Genomic DNA, 16,350 nt, shown 5'->3' with positions numbered 1-16,350 from the left:
GAGCGCATGGCGTCATGGGCGACTCAACCGGCCGCGAGGGCATTTTTTCCCTCCTGAGCATTCCGTTCGTTGCAGCAATCAACGCCGCCGCGAACGGATTGCGCCAAGCCCCTGCCGCCGGTCTTTTCAGCCGTGCGCCGTCCGCCGTCAACACCGAAGCGGCTGCCAGGCGCGCGGCACGGAAGGCGCGCAAGCGCCGCCGCGCCTGGCTCGAAATGATGCGCCGCCAGGCGGTTCATGGATGGGCGCGCGATGCGACGGAAGCGGAAGCCGTTGCCATGCTCGCCGGCCGCGGGGGCGGCCGTCCGAATCCTCTCGATGAGAGGATCTGGTGATGGGTTTCCTGAGCGAGCTGGGCGACGCGTGGAAACATGGCAAGCTGCCAGACGAACCATCGCCGCGCAGATGCGATGTGCCGAAGCCGGCGAAGGCGAAGACGGTAAGACCAACGCCGATCAAGTTCGGATATTATCTCGACCGGAAAACCGGCAAGCCCGGAACGCCACTTCTATGGCATGGGGAGCGTCACGCGATTCTGCATGGGCTCGCGCGGGCCGGTAAGCAGACGCGGATGTTGACCGAGCTGGCCATGACTTCGCGCGGCCGCAGCTTCTTCTGGGTGGATTCGAAGGGCACGATTACGTCGACATGCGGCGATGAAATCGCCCGGCACAGCAAGCTGCAGGTGATCAGCCCCTACCCGGTTCACAACATCAAAGGCGTCGGGTTCAACGCGCTGCTCCGTTTCGATGCCGACAGCGATAGCTCTTTCAGTGACGCGCGGGCGATCGTCGATGCGATCTTTGATCGTTATGAGGGCGGCACCGGCGCGCACTTTACGGATGGTGGCTCTCAAATCGTGGCGGCCTTCGTCATGTTCGAAGTGCAGCTCGCCAAGGCCGAGCACCGGACACCTTCCCTCGTGAACGTCGTCCGCAAGCTGATGGAACCCGATAAATTCGAGCCGCTCCGCGATGCCGAGGGCAAAGAGATTAGAGGGCCAAAAGGGGGAGTAATCGAGGAACAGACGCAAGGGCTGCGCGTCACGGTCAAGCGGATGATTAAAGAGGGCGGTCCCCTCATTAGCCTGGTGGCGTCGCGTTTCATGCGCGAGGCCGGCAAGGATGAGCTGGCCGGCATTCACTCGACAGCGGTCACGCAGTTAACGCCCTTTCTCGATCCGTGCATCGAACGGGATTTGTCTGTGACTGACGGCGCGGATCTGACGAAGCTGCGCGACGAGTGCACGACTGTCCTGGTGGTGTTGCCGCCGGACAAGCTTGATGAACAGCGCCGCTGGCTCAAAGTCCTGCTGTCTTGTGCGATACGCGGGCATTTCCGGCCGGGCAAATACAGCACGTTATTCGTGCTCGATGAGTTCCGCGCAACGGTCGGCAATTTGCCGGTGCTGGTGAAGAATTGGGCCGTGGTGCCAGAGTATGGCATGCAATTCCTTCCGATAGTGCAATCGCTCGAACACCTCCGGGCGTGCTGGGGTGACGAGTGGGAGGGGATGGTTTCCCAGGCAGGAATTGTTGCCACCATCGGTCCCGCCGGTGATCGCCTGTCCTGCGAATGGATGTCCGAGCGCAGCGGCGACACGACCCGTGCGCAAGCCGGTTACAACGCCTCCAGTGGCACCGCGAACGGCGCGACTTATAACGCTGGCTCTGCGTCGTCGCCCAATGGCAACACGAACAACGAGGGCGGCGGCGATAGCGCCAACTCGAATTCCGGCGATGGTTACGGCGTTCAGCTGGTGAAGCGGCGCTATCTCTTGCCGCAAGACTTTCGCAGCCTGCGGCCGGGTGAAGGCCGCATCTGGGTCGCCGGCGAGGGACGGCTGAGCATTCCCTTCTATGCCCCGAATTTCTGGAAGCTGCGCGCACCATGGGCTGCGCGTGTGAAGCCGAACCCCTTAACCCCCGGTTAAACAGGTGATGCATGGCCGATCTCGATAGCGGGCTGCAACTGACGCCGGTGACCCAGCTTGATTTGGTCTCGTCGCTGCCGGAGCCCACCACGGTGTCGCCAGTCCCTGGGGGGACGGTCGAGCAGACGCCGGACGAACGGGCGACACTCGCGAACGAAATTCTCACGCGCATGAGCGATATGCATTCGCACTACGATATCGATGCCCGCGACGGCGGCTTTGCCCTCGTTCGGAGGTTTGAAATCGATGACCAAATGCTCGGCGAATATGGGCTTCCCAGCGACGGCGAGCAGATTTTCCGTCGGACGGAGACACTGCCCGAAATGCACGAAACGATCATCACGCAAGAAGGGCCGCACTACGCGCCTGAATTGGTCGGCCATATGCCGGCGCAAACGGCGACGCTGGAAGCCGAGCCTCGGCCGCCGCTACCGGAAGGGCAGGATTATAATTTCCGGCCGCTTGCGAGCATTGAGGCGTCAATAGGCGAACATCTTGCCCGTGCTGTGGATATTGTGCTGGGTGAGACGATGGCCGTGCTGGTTCCAGATCCCGGCGTGACGCCTGAGCAAGCGCGCGACTTGAACCGGGCCTATGAGGAAAAGCTGGAAGCCCGCGCCGTCGAAGGTGCGCGTCTGGACGATGCGGCGGCGCTCGATGCCGTCAACACCGGCATCGCGCATAATCAGCCGCGCGACATGCCGGGCGCCGAGGTCAAGCTGTCGGAAACGGTGTATGACCGGTATCCCGGTTTGACGCGGGAACGCTTCGGTGACGTCGACAGCTTGCAACGCGAACGCACGTCGGATTTCGAGATTGGCGACGGGTTCGGGATGAAGCTTTAGCGGCGTCGGCCGGGCGATAAATCCGGTTCGCCGTCAACCTCGCGCGTGAGATCCGGGTCATCGACGAAACGTTCGCGCGTGAGCGTCGGGTCGACGATCCGTTTTGGCTCTGGTTTATCGCCATCAATTGCGCGGGCGCGTTTCTGTTCTTGGGCCTGGCGGATCGCTTCCACGTCTGCGATGTCTTGGCTCCGGCCGGCCGCGAGCTTGTTCGTGATAAGATCGGCGGCCGAGATAATCGGCGCTTGCAGGCCGGCATCGTTGACGATTTCCGTCGCGGCATTCGCACGCGCCGTCGCGAAATCGATGCCGTCGATCTGGGTCAAGATCTCGACCATGATCGGCGGCTCGCCCATGCGATAGCCGTTGCCGGGTTCGGCAAAATAATCGGCCGTCACACCTTCCAGGGGCGCACCGAATTTCGCGAGTGCGCGCCAGGTGGCGGAAGCATTTTCGGCGTCGCATCGAATGAGAATATCGAGGTCTTTAGTTCCGCGAGGTTGCGCGTGAACCATGACGGCATAGCCGCCTATCAGGAGATAATCGACGCCCTCATCGTTTAAATTTGACAGCAACTGTTCGAAGTCGGGATACAGTGGAAGTTCGATCTTTGAAGGCATATCCCCTCGCTGACAGGTCCGCGCCGGCGGCTAGACGCTCACGCACAGGACGCGATTGCCAATAAGCGTATTCCTCATCCTTCACCGCCTTAAAGCTGGTGAAACGCTGTCCTATCCAACCGGTTTTTACGTCGTCGCTCATGTCTCGATGGTAGCACAACACTGGCTGCCTTTGGTGCGAATTATTCTAATACTTGCCGTGCCCGCGGCACATCGCCGCCTGGCTGGGTTGCTTATGCTTGCGGCGGGTAGGGAACGGCTGGGCCGGCCGTGCTTGCCGCGTCACCCATTCCGCAACGAAACGCCAGTAGCGAAGAAGGCTCTTTCCATGAGGCTGTCGGCTTCGGCGCGCGCGGGCTGCCTCGGCCCGGCGCGGATCATCGCCGTAACGTTCGATCCCGATCGAGGTCTGGGTCGTCGTCATCTTGGCCGCGCCCTTCTCGGGTGAGATCATCGTAGCGACCGATCACGCGGCGTTCTCGTTGCAAGCCATCGATGTCAAGGAAACGCTCGCGCAGAAGGTCTTGGTCGATAACCTGCTCGGGTTTCGGCTCGCGATCTTGCTCGCGCGCGCGCTTCGCGTCGTCGGGCGCGATCTCGGCAAGCAGTTCGGTGGGCGACAATTCCCGCGCGGGCTCGATGGCCTGGCGCGGATGGAACATCGACGCCGCCCGCTTGTCATCGGTGCGCGCCATTTGCCGGGCGAGCGTCGCCACGTCTTTCGCCGTATTGCGCGCCACGAAAAGTTCGGCCTTGTCGCGATGCCGGGTTAAGGCGACGTAGCTCGCGGCCGAACGCCAATGTTCCGAATGGTAGAGATAGGTTTGGTCGAGCGTACGGCCCTGCCCCCGGTAGATGGTGCCGGCATAACCGTGCCGAAAATCCGCGAACACGGTGGCATCGAAGGCAAGCTCTCCGCCGCGACCGTCCAGGCTGACGGTGATCCTGTCGCCCTCGATGCCGGCAATCCTGCCGGCGGCGCCGTTTACGATGCCGGCCTTCTTGTCGGTCGCGGAGAACTGGATACGGTCGCCGGGAGCAAAGTCCTGCCGCCCGTGCTTCGTCTCGAAGTTATGATCCTCGCCTAACTCACCCCGTGATTTCCGGACGGCACGCAGCTCGGCGTTGAGGGTTGAAACGTCGGCATTGGTGTAGGCAAACACAAAACGGGATTTGGCCCGGTCGGCGGCGCTGTCCTTTGCCCATTGCTCGATCAGGGCAGCCCGGGCCTCGCCCTGGGTGCGGGTCCAACGGATCGCGCCTTTCTGGTCGTAGATATTTAGCGCGTCGTTGAAATTGCCTTCGGCCATCATCTCGGCCGCCCGGCGGTCGTCGTTCTTGTGCTGGCGCTTCACTTCGCTCAGCGCCGCAGCGCCGTGCCGGTCTTTCAACGCCCCGAACATGCCGCCGCGGTCGATGCTCGAAAGCTGCCGGTCGTCGCCGACAAGGATGAGCTTCGCGCCGGCCGCGGCGGCGTAGGCCGTGACCATGGCCGTGAGCTTGGTATCGAGCATCGCCGCTTCGTCCACGACGACGGCGGTCTTTTCGGTCCAGGCGGTGCGGCCCTGGTTGAGCGCGAAAAGCTCGGAATGAACGGTTGCGCCGCGGCTGAAACCGTCCAAACGCATGTCCTGGGCAACGGCATTGGTCGGCGCCAGACCGATCACATTATACCCCTGCCCTTCGTAGGCCTCGCGGATCGCGGCAATCGTGTAACTCTTACCCGTGCCGGCCTGGCCGTCGATGATCGCGAGCCCCTTCCCGTCCGTGGCATGGCGAAAGGCAACATCTTGCTCGCCGGTCATCGTCCTGAATTTTTCCGACCGGCGGACAGCAGCCAGGCGGGCGGCATCGACGCCGTGGACGTTGCTGGCGGCGAGGTCGCCGGCGGCGGCGAGCACATGCATTTCCGCCCGTAGGACGGTTTGCGTCGTATAGCGCGACGTCGGGCCGCCGATTTCATTGGACAGCTCGATCAGCTGGGGCCGGCTGAGCACGTCCCGTTCGAACTGCACCAGATCCCGCTCGGCCGCGATGCGCTTTTCCCCGCCACGGATCGCGCCAAGAATTTCCTTTTCGAGCGCGCGATGGAGCTGCGCCTGGGTGAATGTCGACCGCTGCCTGGTCAGCGCCTCCAGCACGCCATCGGCGTCCCGGTTGGCGATCGCGGCACGCAGTTCGTTCGCGTCCTGCCGGCGGCCGCAGATGACACCGCCGTTCCGCAACTCGAAATCCTGCGCCCAACGGGAAAGGGTGCGCCAGCTCCCCGCAAGGTCGTAGGCGCGGCCGGTCGCGGGGTTGATCTTGGAGGCGACGATATGGACATGGTGATAGTCCTCGTCGTTATGGGCGACGAAAATCGCCCGCGCATTCTCCATCCCGAGGTATTTCAGCGCCTCGCGGGCCGCCTCCTCCATTATCGCCCGGTCCGGCGTCTCCCCTGGGCGCCAGGCGATGGAGAGATGCACGCAATCCTGTTCGCATTGCCGGGTTCGGCTGGTCTGGTTGAGCGCCGAAAACTCCATCACGCGGCGGGCAAGGTCGGCGGTCTTTTCGTCACTGACGGCAAATGCAAACCCTTGGCCGCTAACCCATGCGACGCGGCTCGGGCCGTGCGTCTTAAGCTCGTTGGTTTTCGGATCGCGGCCAGGGCCGAAGACGTAGCGTACCGCGCCCGTTACCCCCTTCCCGGTATTGAGGCGGGGGGTCATGGCGTTTAGTCCGCGTCCGTCTGGCGGCCGGGCAAACGCCTGTCGACCTTCGTCCAATCGTGCCGCAGGAGGTCTTGCAGCCTCGGGTGCGGGCAAGGAGGGCGGCCCCGCAGCGCAAGACCCTCGACGGCCGCGCGCAGCGCCAGGAAGGGGCATTCCGCAAGAACGGTCATAGGGTGATCACCCGTTCGACCGCTTGCACGATCAAAGCGCCAATCTGGTCGTGCACTTCGAGTGCCTGATCGAGGTTGGCTGGGTTCCGCAATTCGCCCGTCGTGTTCATCTGCCGGGCGATCTGGTTGAGGTTGTTCCCGACGCGGCTGAGTTCCTCGGCAAGCTGCTCCAGGCGAGCCATAAGCGCCGATGCGTCCGGGTTGCGGCGCGTGCCCGCGACCACGGCGGCGCTCCTACGGAACATCAGTTCGCGGGCATAGGCGCTTACCTGCGCCCCTTGTCGCTTCGCGTCAGCCTCAAGGGCTGCGCGTTCGGTCGGGGTCAGTTGAACCCCCAGGAACGCGGTGCGCCTCTCTCCGTCGAACGCGCGGCCATAGCGGGCCATTGGAGTGGCCTCCCCGGCGAGGGGCGAGAGGAATTCCAAAGGAATTAGCCATCTCGCTACCCGTTAGCCTTAACAACTTCCCCTCTATCGCGATTCTTCAGCCATGACAATCAAATGCTCGGCCTGGGGCGTTTTGCGGCGGATGCGTTTAAACGCACTCCATGCGATGATCGGCAAAACAGACAAGGAACCAGGCTATGAAGGAGCTTCACCCCAAACCGAATAAGCATGACACGCGTGAAAGTTGGCTGCGATCGGCGACAGGAGAATTGCGGCCTTACTTCGGTGCGCAGGACTTTCCGATCCCTGAGAACATCCGCTTTGCGATTGCCTTTCCGTCGACGGGTCGCCGTGGTACACGAATTGGGGAATGCTGGCATTCATCGACATCCGAAGACGGTAACTTCGAAATCATCATCCGCGCCGATATCGCCGATCCGGCCGAAGTACTCGGCGTACTGGTGCACGAGCTGATCCATGTCGTCCTGCCGGTCGATGCGGGTCACGGAAAGCAATATCGCGATGCTGCCCTGAAAATCGGACTGGAAGGTCAGATGCGGCACGCTATGCCGGGGAGGCTGTTGCGCGACTTTCTGGCCGATCTGGCTGCCAACCTTGGTCCCCTGCCCCATGCCCGGCTTAACATCGAGCGAGGCCGCGAAAATAAAGGTCCGGCAGATCGCCCCAAAAAGCAGGGAACCCGGATGCTCAAGGCCTCCTGCCCGGACGAAACATGCCCCTACGTCGTACGTATCGCAGCGACGCCCGCTCGCGAGATTGGTCCGCCCCATTGCCCCAAACATGGTGCGATGGTCGTCGAATGGCCGGAGAGTGAAGAGTTGCAGGCCGGGGAAGGTGCCGGACTTCCTGACCTCGATGCAGCAGCCGAGATCGTTTAAACGCATCCGTTGCCTTCCCATCCATGGCTTAGGCCGCACGAAGGAAGGCCTAAGATACGTATTCTTGCCATTTTTCCCCCTTTCATGAATTCATGAATTCTCCCTTTTCACGATTTTGCCGCGGCGGAGAGCCTGCCCGCCGCCGGGGGTTCTCACGCAAACCCCACAGGGTTCGGGCCAGATTGAGCGTTCCGGCTTTTTCGCGTGCGACCATGCCGTGGAAATAGCTACCCGGCGATGCCGTGAAATAACCTTCCGGCTTCGCCGAGACGATCGCCAGGGCAATGGCGGCCTTCTCTCGGCCCATGGCAAGGCAGGCGTCGCCCCACAGCGACTTCGAAACGCCGAGATCGTGACGTAGCCAGTCGGCTGCCTCGACGATATCGGGCCAGGCGGGCGAGGATGTCCGCAAATAGGGCCTGAGCCGAGGTGCGAGCTGCACCAGTTCGTCGGTTTTGATCCGCAGCACGGTTCCGTTGTCGGTCCGTGCCACACGATCCCCCTGCCCTTCCTGCTGGCCTTTCGCCCGAACCGCCGGTGCTTGGTCGAGATCCGTGTTGGCCACCCCCGACTTACTTTCTTTGGAAGCCACTACAGTTTCCTCTTGAGGATAAGAGGATGGTTTGTAGTTGTATTGGTGGGGTCGGTTTTCTGGCTCCTTGGGGTCGGAATTCACTGGTTTAGATGATGATGGATCAACCGACGCAAGCTGCGTTTCCAGCCGTTCCAGCGCTTCCCGCTGGCGACGCTCCAGACTGGCGACGCCGATCTCCATTTCCTCGATCCGTTCGATGGTCCGGAGGGAACAGGCAAGCGCCCTGCCCTCGGCTTCCAACGTCCGCCAAGTTAGATCGCTCAAACCCTGCTCGGCCGCGGTATCGAGGATCTGCAGCAACCCGTTGCGGGCGATCGTGGCACGCCGGCGCAAGTGGCGCATACGCTCGCGCAGCGCCCTGCCCCGCTCCGCCACGGCCTGAAACTCCGCCAGACGCGTGAATAGCGGCGACAAATCGAACCCATAGGCCTCGACGATGCGGCCCTGGCGATCCCGTTTGCCATACCGCTTGCCGTTCGGGCTGTCCTTCATCATCACCAGGCCAAGCTCGACCAGATAACGGTTGAGCATTTTGGCTTGAGTCTTCTCCAGGCCGAAGGTGTCGCGTTGGAGCGCGGCCGAGGGCCAGACGACCGGACGGCTGCCTTCGCACCAGTCCTGCGGCTGGGTGAAAGTAAACAGCCAATCGATTGCATGGACGACACGCGGGCTAAGGCCAAGATGTGGCGCCGCCGCTTTGAAGGCCGCCAGCACCTGACCGGGGCGGGTTGCCCCCTGCCCTTCCGATGTGCCTTTAAAATCTGCCGCCATTTTCCCGGTTGCCAGCATGGCAAGCGACAAGCGGCGTAATCCACTCGGGCTTCTGCCCGAGCTTCTCCTGTGCGCCCCCAGGGCGCTTTCGGTCTGCATCGCAATCCTCCTTCTGGTTGGATCGCGACGGGCAAACCTCCCCCTCGAGCGGAAACGGCAATTTCCACTTGCGGATGAGGCGTCTTCGTACTAGGTTGGAGGTGAGTTAGATCCTCCGACGCCAGCCGTAAGGCCCGTCACGAATTTCGCAAAAGCCCGCCCGGCAAGGCGGGCTTTTGCATTTTCAGGTCATCTGCTGGGCGGTCGCCCTCCCCTTTTCGATCAATTGCATCAGCGCCTGGCTGCGGTTGCGCAGGCCCTGACTTTCCTTGAGCTGATCGAGCAACGCGATGGTTTCGCGCGGGAGCTGAAACAGCACCTCCTCGCCGCCGGACGCGCGAAGGCGTTGGCGGTATTGCCTCGTATGGGCCGTGGAGTTGGTGGTTTTCTGCATCGCCGAACCCGAATCAGTCTCACTAGGGACGCGAGTGTCGAACCGATTTGCGTCAGAGTCTACCGATTCGTACGAACGCATTGCCCTTACGCGCTGAATTCTATCGATTTCCTGGACAATTTCGGGCGTGGATTCTTTTGCGCGCCATGGGGACAGCATGCGTTGGGCATGATCCCGGTCGGACGACCAGGACCGGCCAAGGCGGATCGGGAAAGGCGGCAGCAGGCGGAAATCAGGAAAGGGAGAAAGAGATAATTCCTGAAAAAAGGAATTCTAACTTTTGAGGCCTCTCTTCTCCTCCCACGCTTCGAGCGCTTCGAACAGAAGCTGGTTGAGTTTGAGGTCGGCGTTCGTCGCGCGTTGCTTGAACCGTCTCCGGAACGCCTTGGGAACCTTGAACGCGAGAGCCTCCAGGTTCTCGGTCCTGGTTGCCGCGTCGGCCGCGCGGCGGGCCAATACAGGTGCCAACGCCACGGCTGCCGGGACGGGTGCGGCTGGCTGTGCAATGCGCTGGGCGGCTTCGCTCATCGGGGCCGCGGCTTCGGACGTAAGATCGGCTAGATTGACGGCGGGGCGTTTGCTCATTAGTTTCTCCCTTTCCCGAATTATCTCTTTCCTGTTTTCTCTAATTATCTCTTTCTAACTTTCTAGCTTGGCCCTGATCTCCGTCCAAAGCGCCGCAATTTCCTGCGCCGCCACCCCTTTGGCATCGGTCTCAAACGCGGTTTTCCCATGCGCGAAGGTTTCGGCATATATGACGCGTTCATGCATCCGGGTCGTCAGTACGAGGCCGAGAGCATCGAGCGCGACCGCAGCCCCGTCATTGTTGCGCAAATTTGGACGCACACGCGTCAGCACGAACTGAAAAGGCTTGCCTGATTGCCTGACAAGCGGCAGCCCTTTGACAAGCGCGCGCAGATCGGCCGGCGTTGGATTGAGCGGGATCAGGATCAGGTCGGCAAGCGCGAACAGATCGGCGTTGACGGCGCCGATCGAGGGCGCGGTATCGATGAAAAGATAAGCCGCACCCGCCTCGTTCAGGGCGCTGACCCGGCCTGAAAGGTCGGAAAGGGTGAGGGCGGAATACCGTGGCGTCTCGATGCCGGCCTTTTTGCGCTGGTTGAACCAGTCGGCGGCGGTGCCCTGCGGGTCGGTATCGGAAATGACGACCGGTCCGTTGCCGGCGGCTTCGGCGGCGGCAGCCAGGTGGACGGTAATGGTGGATTTGCCCGACCCGCCCTTTTGATTCGCGATGATGATCGTTTTCATGAAAGAGAGATTGACATAATTCCGTTTTTCAAGAAAGAGAGAATTATGAAAGAGCGAAAAGTGTAATTCTCGCTTTCGTGAATTATCTCCCTTCTCCAATGCCGCGTTGAACGGGCGTGAGTAAAAAGCGGGGCAGGGACGCATGCGCCCCTCATCTGAATTCTATATTTCGAGAATTCTCTCTTTCTCTCCCTAACGTCGGGCAATCCGGCGAGGGGAGGGGCGACGGAGATCCTGGCCTAACGGTCTCGCGCAACGAAACGGGGTCTCACTACGGTGCGCGCTACGCGCGCGATTTTTATGCGAGAGGTGTTGCACCTCTCGCGCTCTCGGCAGATGTTTATGCAAAGAAAACTTTCAAATTCTCTTTGTCTACGTCGAATGATATTTTCCACGGGCAGTCGAAGGGTGATGCCTGAGATTGCAAAGAAAACGAGGCCGGCGCCTCCCAGTGGGGCGTCGGTCTTTACGTATCTGCCGTCACTGCTTGGGCTTCGTGCCGCCGCGGCGCATGCGGGCCTGGAATTTCGCATTGTGCTGCCGGACTTCGAAGCGGCTGGATTGCTTGGGCGCCGCGTCGTCGCCCCCTGATCCGTCCGACCTCTTCGGCGCGATCAGCGCCGCCAGGGCAATTGTCGGTGGGACGGGATGCCCTTCCGTGCACGGGATCGCCTCGGCACAGTCGAGCCGGTGTTTGACGATCTCGCCGCACTGGCGGCACATGGCGGCATAGGTTTCGGGCATAATCATCCCCTCGCGGCTCCGCTGCATCGAGGCGACCAGCGTCTTGCCGTCCACCAGTTTGAGTGGGGCTGTCGCGGCGTAGGCTTCCGCTTCGGGCGTGAAACGGCGCGCCGTGACGAAGAAACCCGAAACGGCATTCGCCGCGATGACGGCATCGTGCAAACGCGCCAGGTCGCGCAGGGGCGTGGGCTCAAAGGTCGCCGGAGATCCGCAAGCGACAAGATGTTTTGCGCCGGTCTTGAGCGTCACGAGATAAGCGGCATCCTCGCCGGTGATGACCTCATAACCGAGGCGTTCCATCATGTGCGCGACTTCCACGCGAAACGGCCTCGGGGTCAGGGAACGCAGGGCTTCGAGCGTCGGCACGACGAAGGACGCGAGGCGGGAAAATTCGCGCTGGCGCAATTCATCGGCGCCCACGTCATAACGAACGAGGGCAGCTTGTGTCATGCGTCGGACGCGGTGCGCCTTTCCAATCGTTCGCACTCTTCCATATCTGCGGCTGTCGGCATTTTCCCGACGGGAGGCACGCAGATATAACCGCTCCAGTCCTCGGGATTAAACGGCATCCGGTCGATCTGGACGGCAAAGCCATCGCCGTCATTCAGCTTCCGCCCGGTGCCGGCTTCGAGCCAGCGGCCCGAATTCTCGCCGGTGCGTTTCCAAATGAAAGCAGGCCGGGAAGCATTCTTCGTCATGAGCTGCCTCTTAATCGAGAGGTGATTCGCAGGTGTATTTGCGAATGGCAGTATAAACCTTGTTATAAATTCCGCTACGGCGTCTTCGACGCAGAAACGGATGATGAGGACGCTGCCGGGCCCGACCCATAGGCCGCAAAACGCGACCAGGTCATCGCAAAGCGGGGCACGGCCGTACGGACGCGCTATCGCGAATGGAACCGCGGCAAAAGCCCCCTAAGAACCCACGCCGCGCTTTTATCGTATGGGTGAAGCAGTTCACAAAGGGAAAGAAGGCAGCGTAAGGTCGCCAGAAAACCGGCATTCTTCGAAAAGCGACCGCGATGTTCAAATCTCTCATCAACCTATTCAAAGACAAAACCCAGCTTTCGCGCGCTGAGCTATTCTTCCTCTCAAAATTCGATGGCCCAAAAAATCCGGCGGCTACGGGAGCTTTTTTGGAGGCTATTCTCCAGCAAGATCCTATCAAGACCGCCAAAAGATTTCTCGATGCTGGTTTCGTCGAGAGCGCGTCCGATTTGGATAGCCTCCTTGTGTCGACTAGGCAGGTGGAGCTGAAGCAGGCGCTGCGCGACGCAGGACTAAAAGTTTCGGGGAAAAAAGAAGAGCTGGCGCGGCGGCTCTTTGAGAGCAAACCTGACGCTGCACACCGAATGATAAACGGTCCATACTTCGTCCTGAGCGCGGAAGGACGAACGAGAGTTCAGACTTTTTTGGCGGCCGAACAGACGGCCGAGGGGAAATATACCGCAGACTGGATGCGCTGCTTTGAGCGCGGCGATTTGAAGGGTGTCTTGGCAGCCCATCACGCGTTCGCAGATTGGGAGATAAAGCCCCCGCCGTCCTTCAACCCCCTAGCGATCACGCTTCAGGATGACCGCATGCTCGAAATGTTGCGGGTCATCATGGACATTAAACCTGGGATTTTAGGCGACATATCCGCATCGAACCTTCAATACCTGAGGCGCTGCGCCGCCTGGAATTGGGCCGGAGCCGGTCATGGCGGTTCTTCCAGCTTCCCTGTCCCGGTCGATTTCAGTTGCGCCCTCGAAGCGGCTGTCGCAGTGCGAATGGTCACGTTCGCTGCGAATCATCAAACTGAGCGGGCGTCGTTCACACGTCTTGGCATTCGAAAATGCGAAATTCTTGGATCGGGTGATAGCTGTCGCCACTGCCAGAGATTCGTCGGGAAAAAATTTGCACCCAACCAGCTCCCTGAGCTGCCACATCCCCAATGCACGCATGACATGGGGTGCCGTTGTATCGCCATCGTATCCGATATATTTTGACTTGCGCAATATTCGATACATCGACGCCATACCGATCCGTAGCCGCAGCGTTGCAGTGGTGACGATGGGTCGTACGTCGGAGATGCTAAGGCCGGAGTCTTCGCAAGACGACCGCAACAACGCAAGCGCGCCGGACGATCCCGGCGCGGTTTCCGCTTTCCGCCGCGATGTCCGGCCCCGGCGTTGCCGCCGGAGCCGGTATCGTCAGGCCGAGTTAGGCGGCTTTCAGCATGGCGGGAAGCCAACCGGTGCCGGTGAGCAGTTCGGCGGCGCGTCCGGCCATCTCGGTCTTTTTGAGACCGGCAAGGCAGTTCGCTTCGAAAGCGCCTTTGCCTTCGGTAACGGCCTCAATGATCAGCGGCTTCGGCACGCGGCCCAGATATCCAGCCACGGTCGGATGCCACCATTGCGCCATATCGAGCGACACGGCGGCGGCAAGCTGGCTGACATGCCCGCCGCCCTGCGGCTCCACCGTGCAGGCCACGCAATAGGCGAGCAGACCGGTCAGGGCCGCGTTGTCCTGTGTCAGCAGCCAATCCCACACAGCCCCGCCGTCCTCCGGCAACTGCGCCACCCACGCCGTATGGCGCTCGGCCAGCCGCTTTGCGGCGGGGCTGTCGTCCATGCCTTCGGCGCGAAGGGCAGGGGCCGTGGCATGGATCGCAAGTCCGCTCTCCCCGTCACTGCCATAGAATACCGGCAGCAGGAGCGCGTGCACGGCGGCGGCAAGCGCCACCTCGGGACGGTCGGCAAGCACTGCGCGTAGCGCCGCCGTCCGGTGCGCGGTCAATTCACCCGCAAGGGCGGATGAGAAAGACGGGCGGGAGGTATGATCGGCCTCGTCTGGCACTTCGGCCTCATTGGGTTTTGCCGGTTTCATGTCGGCGGGACGGATCAGGCCCCGTTCGACAATGAGCGCACCGTCATGGCCGATTGATAGCAGCGCCCCGGCGCGGGTCTTTTGCCGGTCGCTCCAGACATAAACGGGCGTGGAGAGAGTGCCGATCTCGGCTTCGAGGGCCTCCAGCCGTTCAAGTTCCTCGTCGGTCAGTTCGTCCATTGCGCGTAGCCGGTCGGCTTCCTGTTCCAGCTTGGCGAGCGTCTTGACTGTCTTCGGCGGCAGCGGCTGGCGTTTGCCTTTTACCTCGCCGAAGGACGGCAGGGTGCTGAAATCGGAAACGATCTCGACCCATTTCCAGCCTTCTTCCCGCACGGCCCCGGCCTCACGTTCGAGCTTTTCGGCAACGAGCCGGTCGAGCAGGGCAGGGACGGTGAGATAGCCTTCGCTTTCCGTCTGGAACAGGTCGGCGATGATATGGCCGCCCGCCGCAACATAGGCTTCGACCGTCACGAAACGCGCCCGCTTGTCGTCGGCCCGCACATGCGCGGCGGTGAGCGCCTGGCGGATCGCATGGGCCTTACGTTGCCACTCGGGCACGTCGAACCATGCCGCTTCCTGTGCCGCGTGATCGTCCGATACAGTGAAGGCCATCAGCTGGTCGAGCGTCATTTCCGCGTCACGGTAGAGAGCCATAAGCTTCGGACTGACGGCGGCAAGCTTGAGCCGCTGCCGCACCACGGTCGGCGCAACGCCGAAACGCGCGGCGATATCTTCCAGCCCATGACCCGCATCGATGAGCGCCTTCCACGCCTCGAACTGGTCGGCGGGATGCATAGCTTTGCGCATTTCGTTTTCGGCAAGGCTGATTTCGGTCGCGTCCTCGCCGTCCAGCAAGTTGCATGCGACGGCGGCGTCTTTCGGCAACGCCTTGCGCTTCGCCAGCAGCTTCAACGCGGCATGGCGGCGTCCTCCGGCCACCACCTCGTATTTGCCGTTCGCGGCCTCGCGCACCTGAAGGTTTTGCAAAAGGCCATGGGCCTCGATGCTGGCGGCGAGTTCCATGATCCCGATGCCGCTCCCGGTTTTCCGCACGTTGGAAGGGGAGGGGATCAGTTGCGAAAGGGGGATGCTCTTGATCTTCATGGCTCAATCTCCTGTTGGTTTGACGGTGGAATGAAAAGGGCCGCCCCTGCCGGTGGCCCTGTCTTGGTCAGTATTCGCTCGGCAGGAAGATCACGTTGTTCGCGAACCAGAGGGTGAATTCCGGCAGCGGGAAGTCGGTGAAGGGGATGTCTTTCGCGAACACGGCATGGCCATTGCCGTCCTCGCAGGTCAGGGTGGCCGTGTGATTTTCGCGGACCTTCAGCGTCCAGACCTGAAACTCTTCGGCGGCAACGGCTTTGTCGTGGGGCTGGATGATCGCGATCTCGTCCAGCAGCCAGTAAGCGCCAGCCTGATCGGCCACGTATTTCGCGCCGTCCGTGAAAGTGACCTTGCGGTTGATGCCGTGGCGATACCAGTTTTCGGAACCGGTGAACTGGCTGAGTGCGGCTTTATCGAGTGTCTTGCTCATGGTTTTTCCCCTTTCTCTTGGTTTGCGGAAGCAGCGCGTCTGCTTCCCGGGGCCGCGTGAGCGGTGGAGATGGAGGGGGAAAACAGGCTTCGCGGGGACCCGAAACGAAACGAAATTGACCGCCCCTTTCGGGCGGTTTCGTCTTCGTTTTGGGCGGAAGCCTGTTTGGGGGAGAGAAGAGGCAACGCCTCTCGGCCCCCGCGGGCCGCGTCGGCGGCCTATGGGATGATGCGTGAAGGGGCGTTACCCGGATGGGCCGAGACGCTTATTTCGCGGCTCGGTGCGCGTGGCGCATAGCACCTGGCCTCGCGCCATAACGCGCGGGGACACGCCGGACTTCGCCTAAAATTCGGCTAATTATTGATGATTCCTGTTGCGAATCGGTCCACCATTTCTCTAAGGAGGGCGCTTGCTCTCTGGCGTTTGGCGCCACCAGTGTCGGCTTGGCCGGCGCGACGTGGACCGGATGCAGCGGCACGGCGGCGGCCTCACTTGTCACCGGGCACGTTC

16 protein-coding genes are annotated in these 16,350 nt (G+C 61.6%); 5 read left to right on the top strand and 11 right to left on the bottom strand.

The window, feature by feature from the left end; translation table 11 throughout:
• The first annotated feature begins 14 nt into the window (after positions 1 to 14).
• The 3 genes from GSQ89_RS00535 (at position 15) to GSQ89_RS00525 (ending at position 2,778) form a co-directional block, all read left to right on the top strand.
• Positions 15 to 335, top strand: a complete 321-nt coding sequence (locus tag GSQ89_RS00535) for a hypothetical protein (protein WP_158920920.1) — start codon at positions 15 to 17, stop codon at positions 333 to 335.
• Positions 335 to 1,933 (top strand): type IV secretory system conjugative DNA transfer family protein, encoded by a 1,599-nt coding sequence (locus tag GSQ89_RS00530; protein WP_158920918.1) that lies wholly within the window; start codon positions 335 to 337, stop codon positions 1,931 to 1,933. Before GSQ89_RS00535 ends, GSQ89_RS00530 begins: the two co-directional genes overlap by 1 nt.
• 62 nt (positions 1,934 to 1,995) lie before the next feature.
• On the top strand, positions 1,996 to 2,778 hold the full coding sequence (locus GSQ89_RS00525) for a hypothetical protein (RefSeq protein WP_216855951.1): 783 nt from the start codon (positions 1,996 to 1,998) through the stop codon (positions 2,776 to 2,778).
• Here the strand turns inward: GSQ89_RS00525 and GSQ89_RS00520 are convergent.
• The 3 genes from GSQ89_RS00520 to GSQ89_RS00510 form a co-directional block, all read right to left on the bottom strand.
• On the bottom strand, positions 2,775 to 3,398 hold the full coding sequence (locus tag GSQ89_RS00520; RefSeq protein ID WP_216855950.1) for a hypothetical protein: 624 nt from the start codon (positions 3,396 to 3,398) through the stop codon (positions 2,775 to 2,777). The two genes, GSQ89_RS00525 and GSQ89_RS00520, sit on opposite strands and share 4 nt — an antisense overlap.
• Positions 3,399 to 3,775: 377 nt before the next feature.
• Positions 3,776 to 6,109 (bottom strand): AAA family ATPase, encoded by a 2,334-nt coding sequence (locus tag GSQ89_RS00515; RefSeq protein ID WP_158920914.1) that lies wholly within the window; start codon positions 6,107 to 6,109, stop codon positions 3,776 to 3,778.
• A gap of 169 nt (positions 6,110 to 6,278) precedes the next feature.
• On the bottom strand, positions 6,279 to 6,668 hold the full coding sequence (locus GSQ89_RS00510) for a plasmid mobilization protein (RefSeq protein ID WP_158920912.1): 390 nt from the start codon (positions 6,666 to 6,668) through the stop codon (positions 6,279 to 6,281).
• A 197-nt stretch (positions 6,669 to 6,865) separates the two neighbouring features.
• Between GSQ89_RS00510 and GSQ89_RS00505 the strand changes: the two genes are divergently transcribed.
• Positions 6,866 to 7,567 carry a SprT-like domain-containing protein gene (locus tag GSQ89_RS00505; RefSeq protein ID WP_158920910.1) on the top strand — a complete coding sequence of 234 codons (702 nt, stop codon included), beginning with the start codon at positions 6,866 to 6,868 and terminating at the stop codon, positions 7,565 to 7,567.
• An 82-nt stretch (positions 7,568 to 7,649) separates the two neighbouring features.
• Here GSQ89_RS00505 and repC read toward each other — a convergent pair whose 3' ends face one another.
• The 6 genes from repC to GSQ89_RS00475 all read right to left on the bottom strand — a co-directional run bounded on the left by repC (position 7,650) and on the right by GSQ89_RS00475 (position 12,137).
• A complete protein-coding gene (gene repC, locus GSQ89_RS00500) occupies positions 7,650 to 9,032 on the bottom strand; it encodes a plasmid replication protein RepC (protein ID WP_158920908.1) in 1,383 nt (460 codons plus the stop codon).
• 184 nt (positions 9,033 to 9,216) lie between these two features.
• Positions 9,217 to 9,426, bottom strand: a complete 210-nt coding sequence (locus GSQ89_RS00495; RefSeq protein ID WP_158920906.1) for a ribbon-helix-helix protein, CopG family — start codon at positions 9,424 to 9,426, stop codon at positions 9,217 to 9,219.
• Between the two features lie 273 nt (positions 9,427 to 9,699).
• Entirely contained in the window at positions 9,700 to 10,011 is a 312-nt protein-coding gene (locus GSQ89_RS00490; protein ID WP_158920904.1) for a hypothetical protein, read from the bottom strand.
• Positions 10,012 to 10,065: 54 nt separating this feature from the next.
• Positions 10,066 to 10,839 carry a ParA family protein gene (locus tag GSQ89_RS00485; RefSeq protein WP_158920902.1) on the bottom strand — a complete coding sequence of 258 codons (774 nt, stop codon included), beginning with the start codon at positions 10,837 to 10,839 and terminating at the stop codon, positions 10,066 to 10,068.
• 336 nt (positions 10,840 to 11,175) lie between these two features.
• Positions 11,176 to 11,859, bottom strand: coding sequence for a restriction endonuclease (locus GSQ89_RS00480; RefSeq protein ID WP_158920900.1), 684 nt, complete (start codon positions 11,857 to 11,859; stop codon positions 11,176 to 11,178).
• A gap of 26 nt (positions 11,860 to 11,885) precedes the next feature.
• A complete protein-coding gene (locus GSQ89_RS00475; RefSeq protein ID WP_158920898.1) occupies positions 11,886 to 12,137 on the bottom strand; it encodes a hypothetical protein in 252 nt (83 codons plus the stop codon).
• 323 nt (positions 12,138 to 12,460) lie between these two features.
• On the opposite strand from GSQ89_RS00475, the gene GSQ89_RS00470 reads away from it, so the two are divergent.
• Positions 12,461 to 13,426, top strand: a complete 966-nt coding sequence (locus tag GSQ89_RS00470) for a hypothetical protein (RefSeq protein ID WP_158920896.1) — start codon at positions 12,461 to 12,463, stop codon at positions 13,424 to 13,426.
• Positions 13,427 to 13,640: 214 nt separating this feature from the next.
• Here the strand turns inward: GSQ89_RS00470 and GSQ89_RS00465 are convergent, their stop codons facing one another.
• A complete protein-coding gene (locus GSQ89_RS00465; protein ID WP_158920894.1) occupies positions 13,641 to 15,410 on the bottom strand; it encodes a ParB/RepB/Spo0J family partition protein in 1,770 nt (589 codons plus the stop codon).
• Between the two features lie 67 nt (positions 15,411 to 15,477).
• On the bottom strand, positions 15,478 to 15,840 hold the full coding sequence (locus GSQ89_RS00460; protein WP_158920892.1) for a DUF6876 family protein: 363 nt from the start codon (positions 15,838 to 15,840) through the stop codon (positions 15,478 to 15,480).
• Positions 15,841 to 16,350: the final 510 nt, after the last annotated feature.

The organism is Acidisphaera sp. S103 (genome assembly GCF_009765975.1).
Lineage (GTDB): Bacteria > Pseudomonadota > Alphaproteobacteria > Acetobacterales > Acetobacteraceae > Rhodopila.
This window is presented reverse-complemented; position numbering and strand designations above follow the sequence as displayed.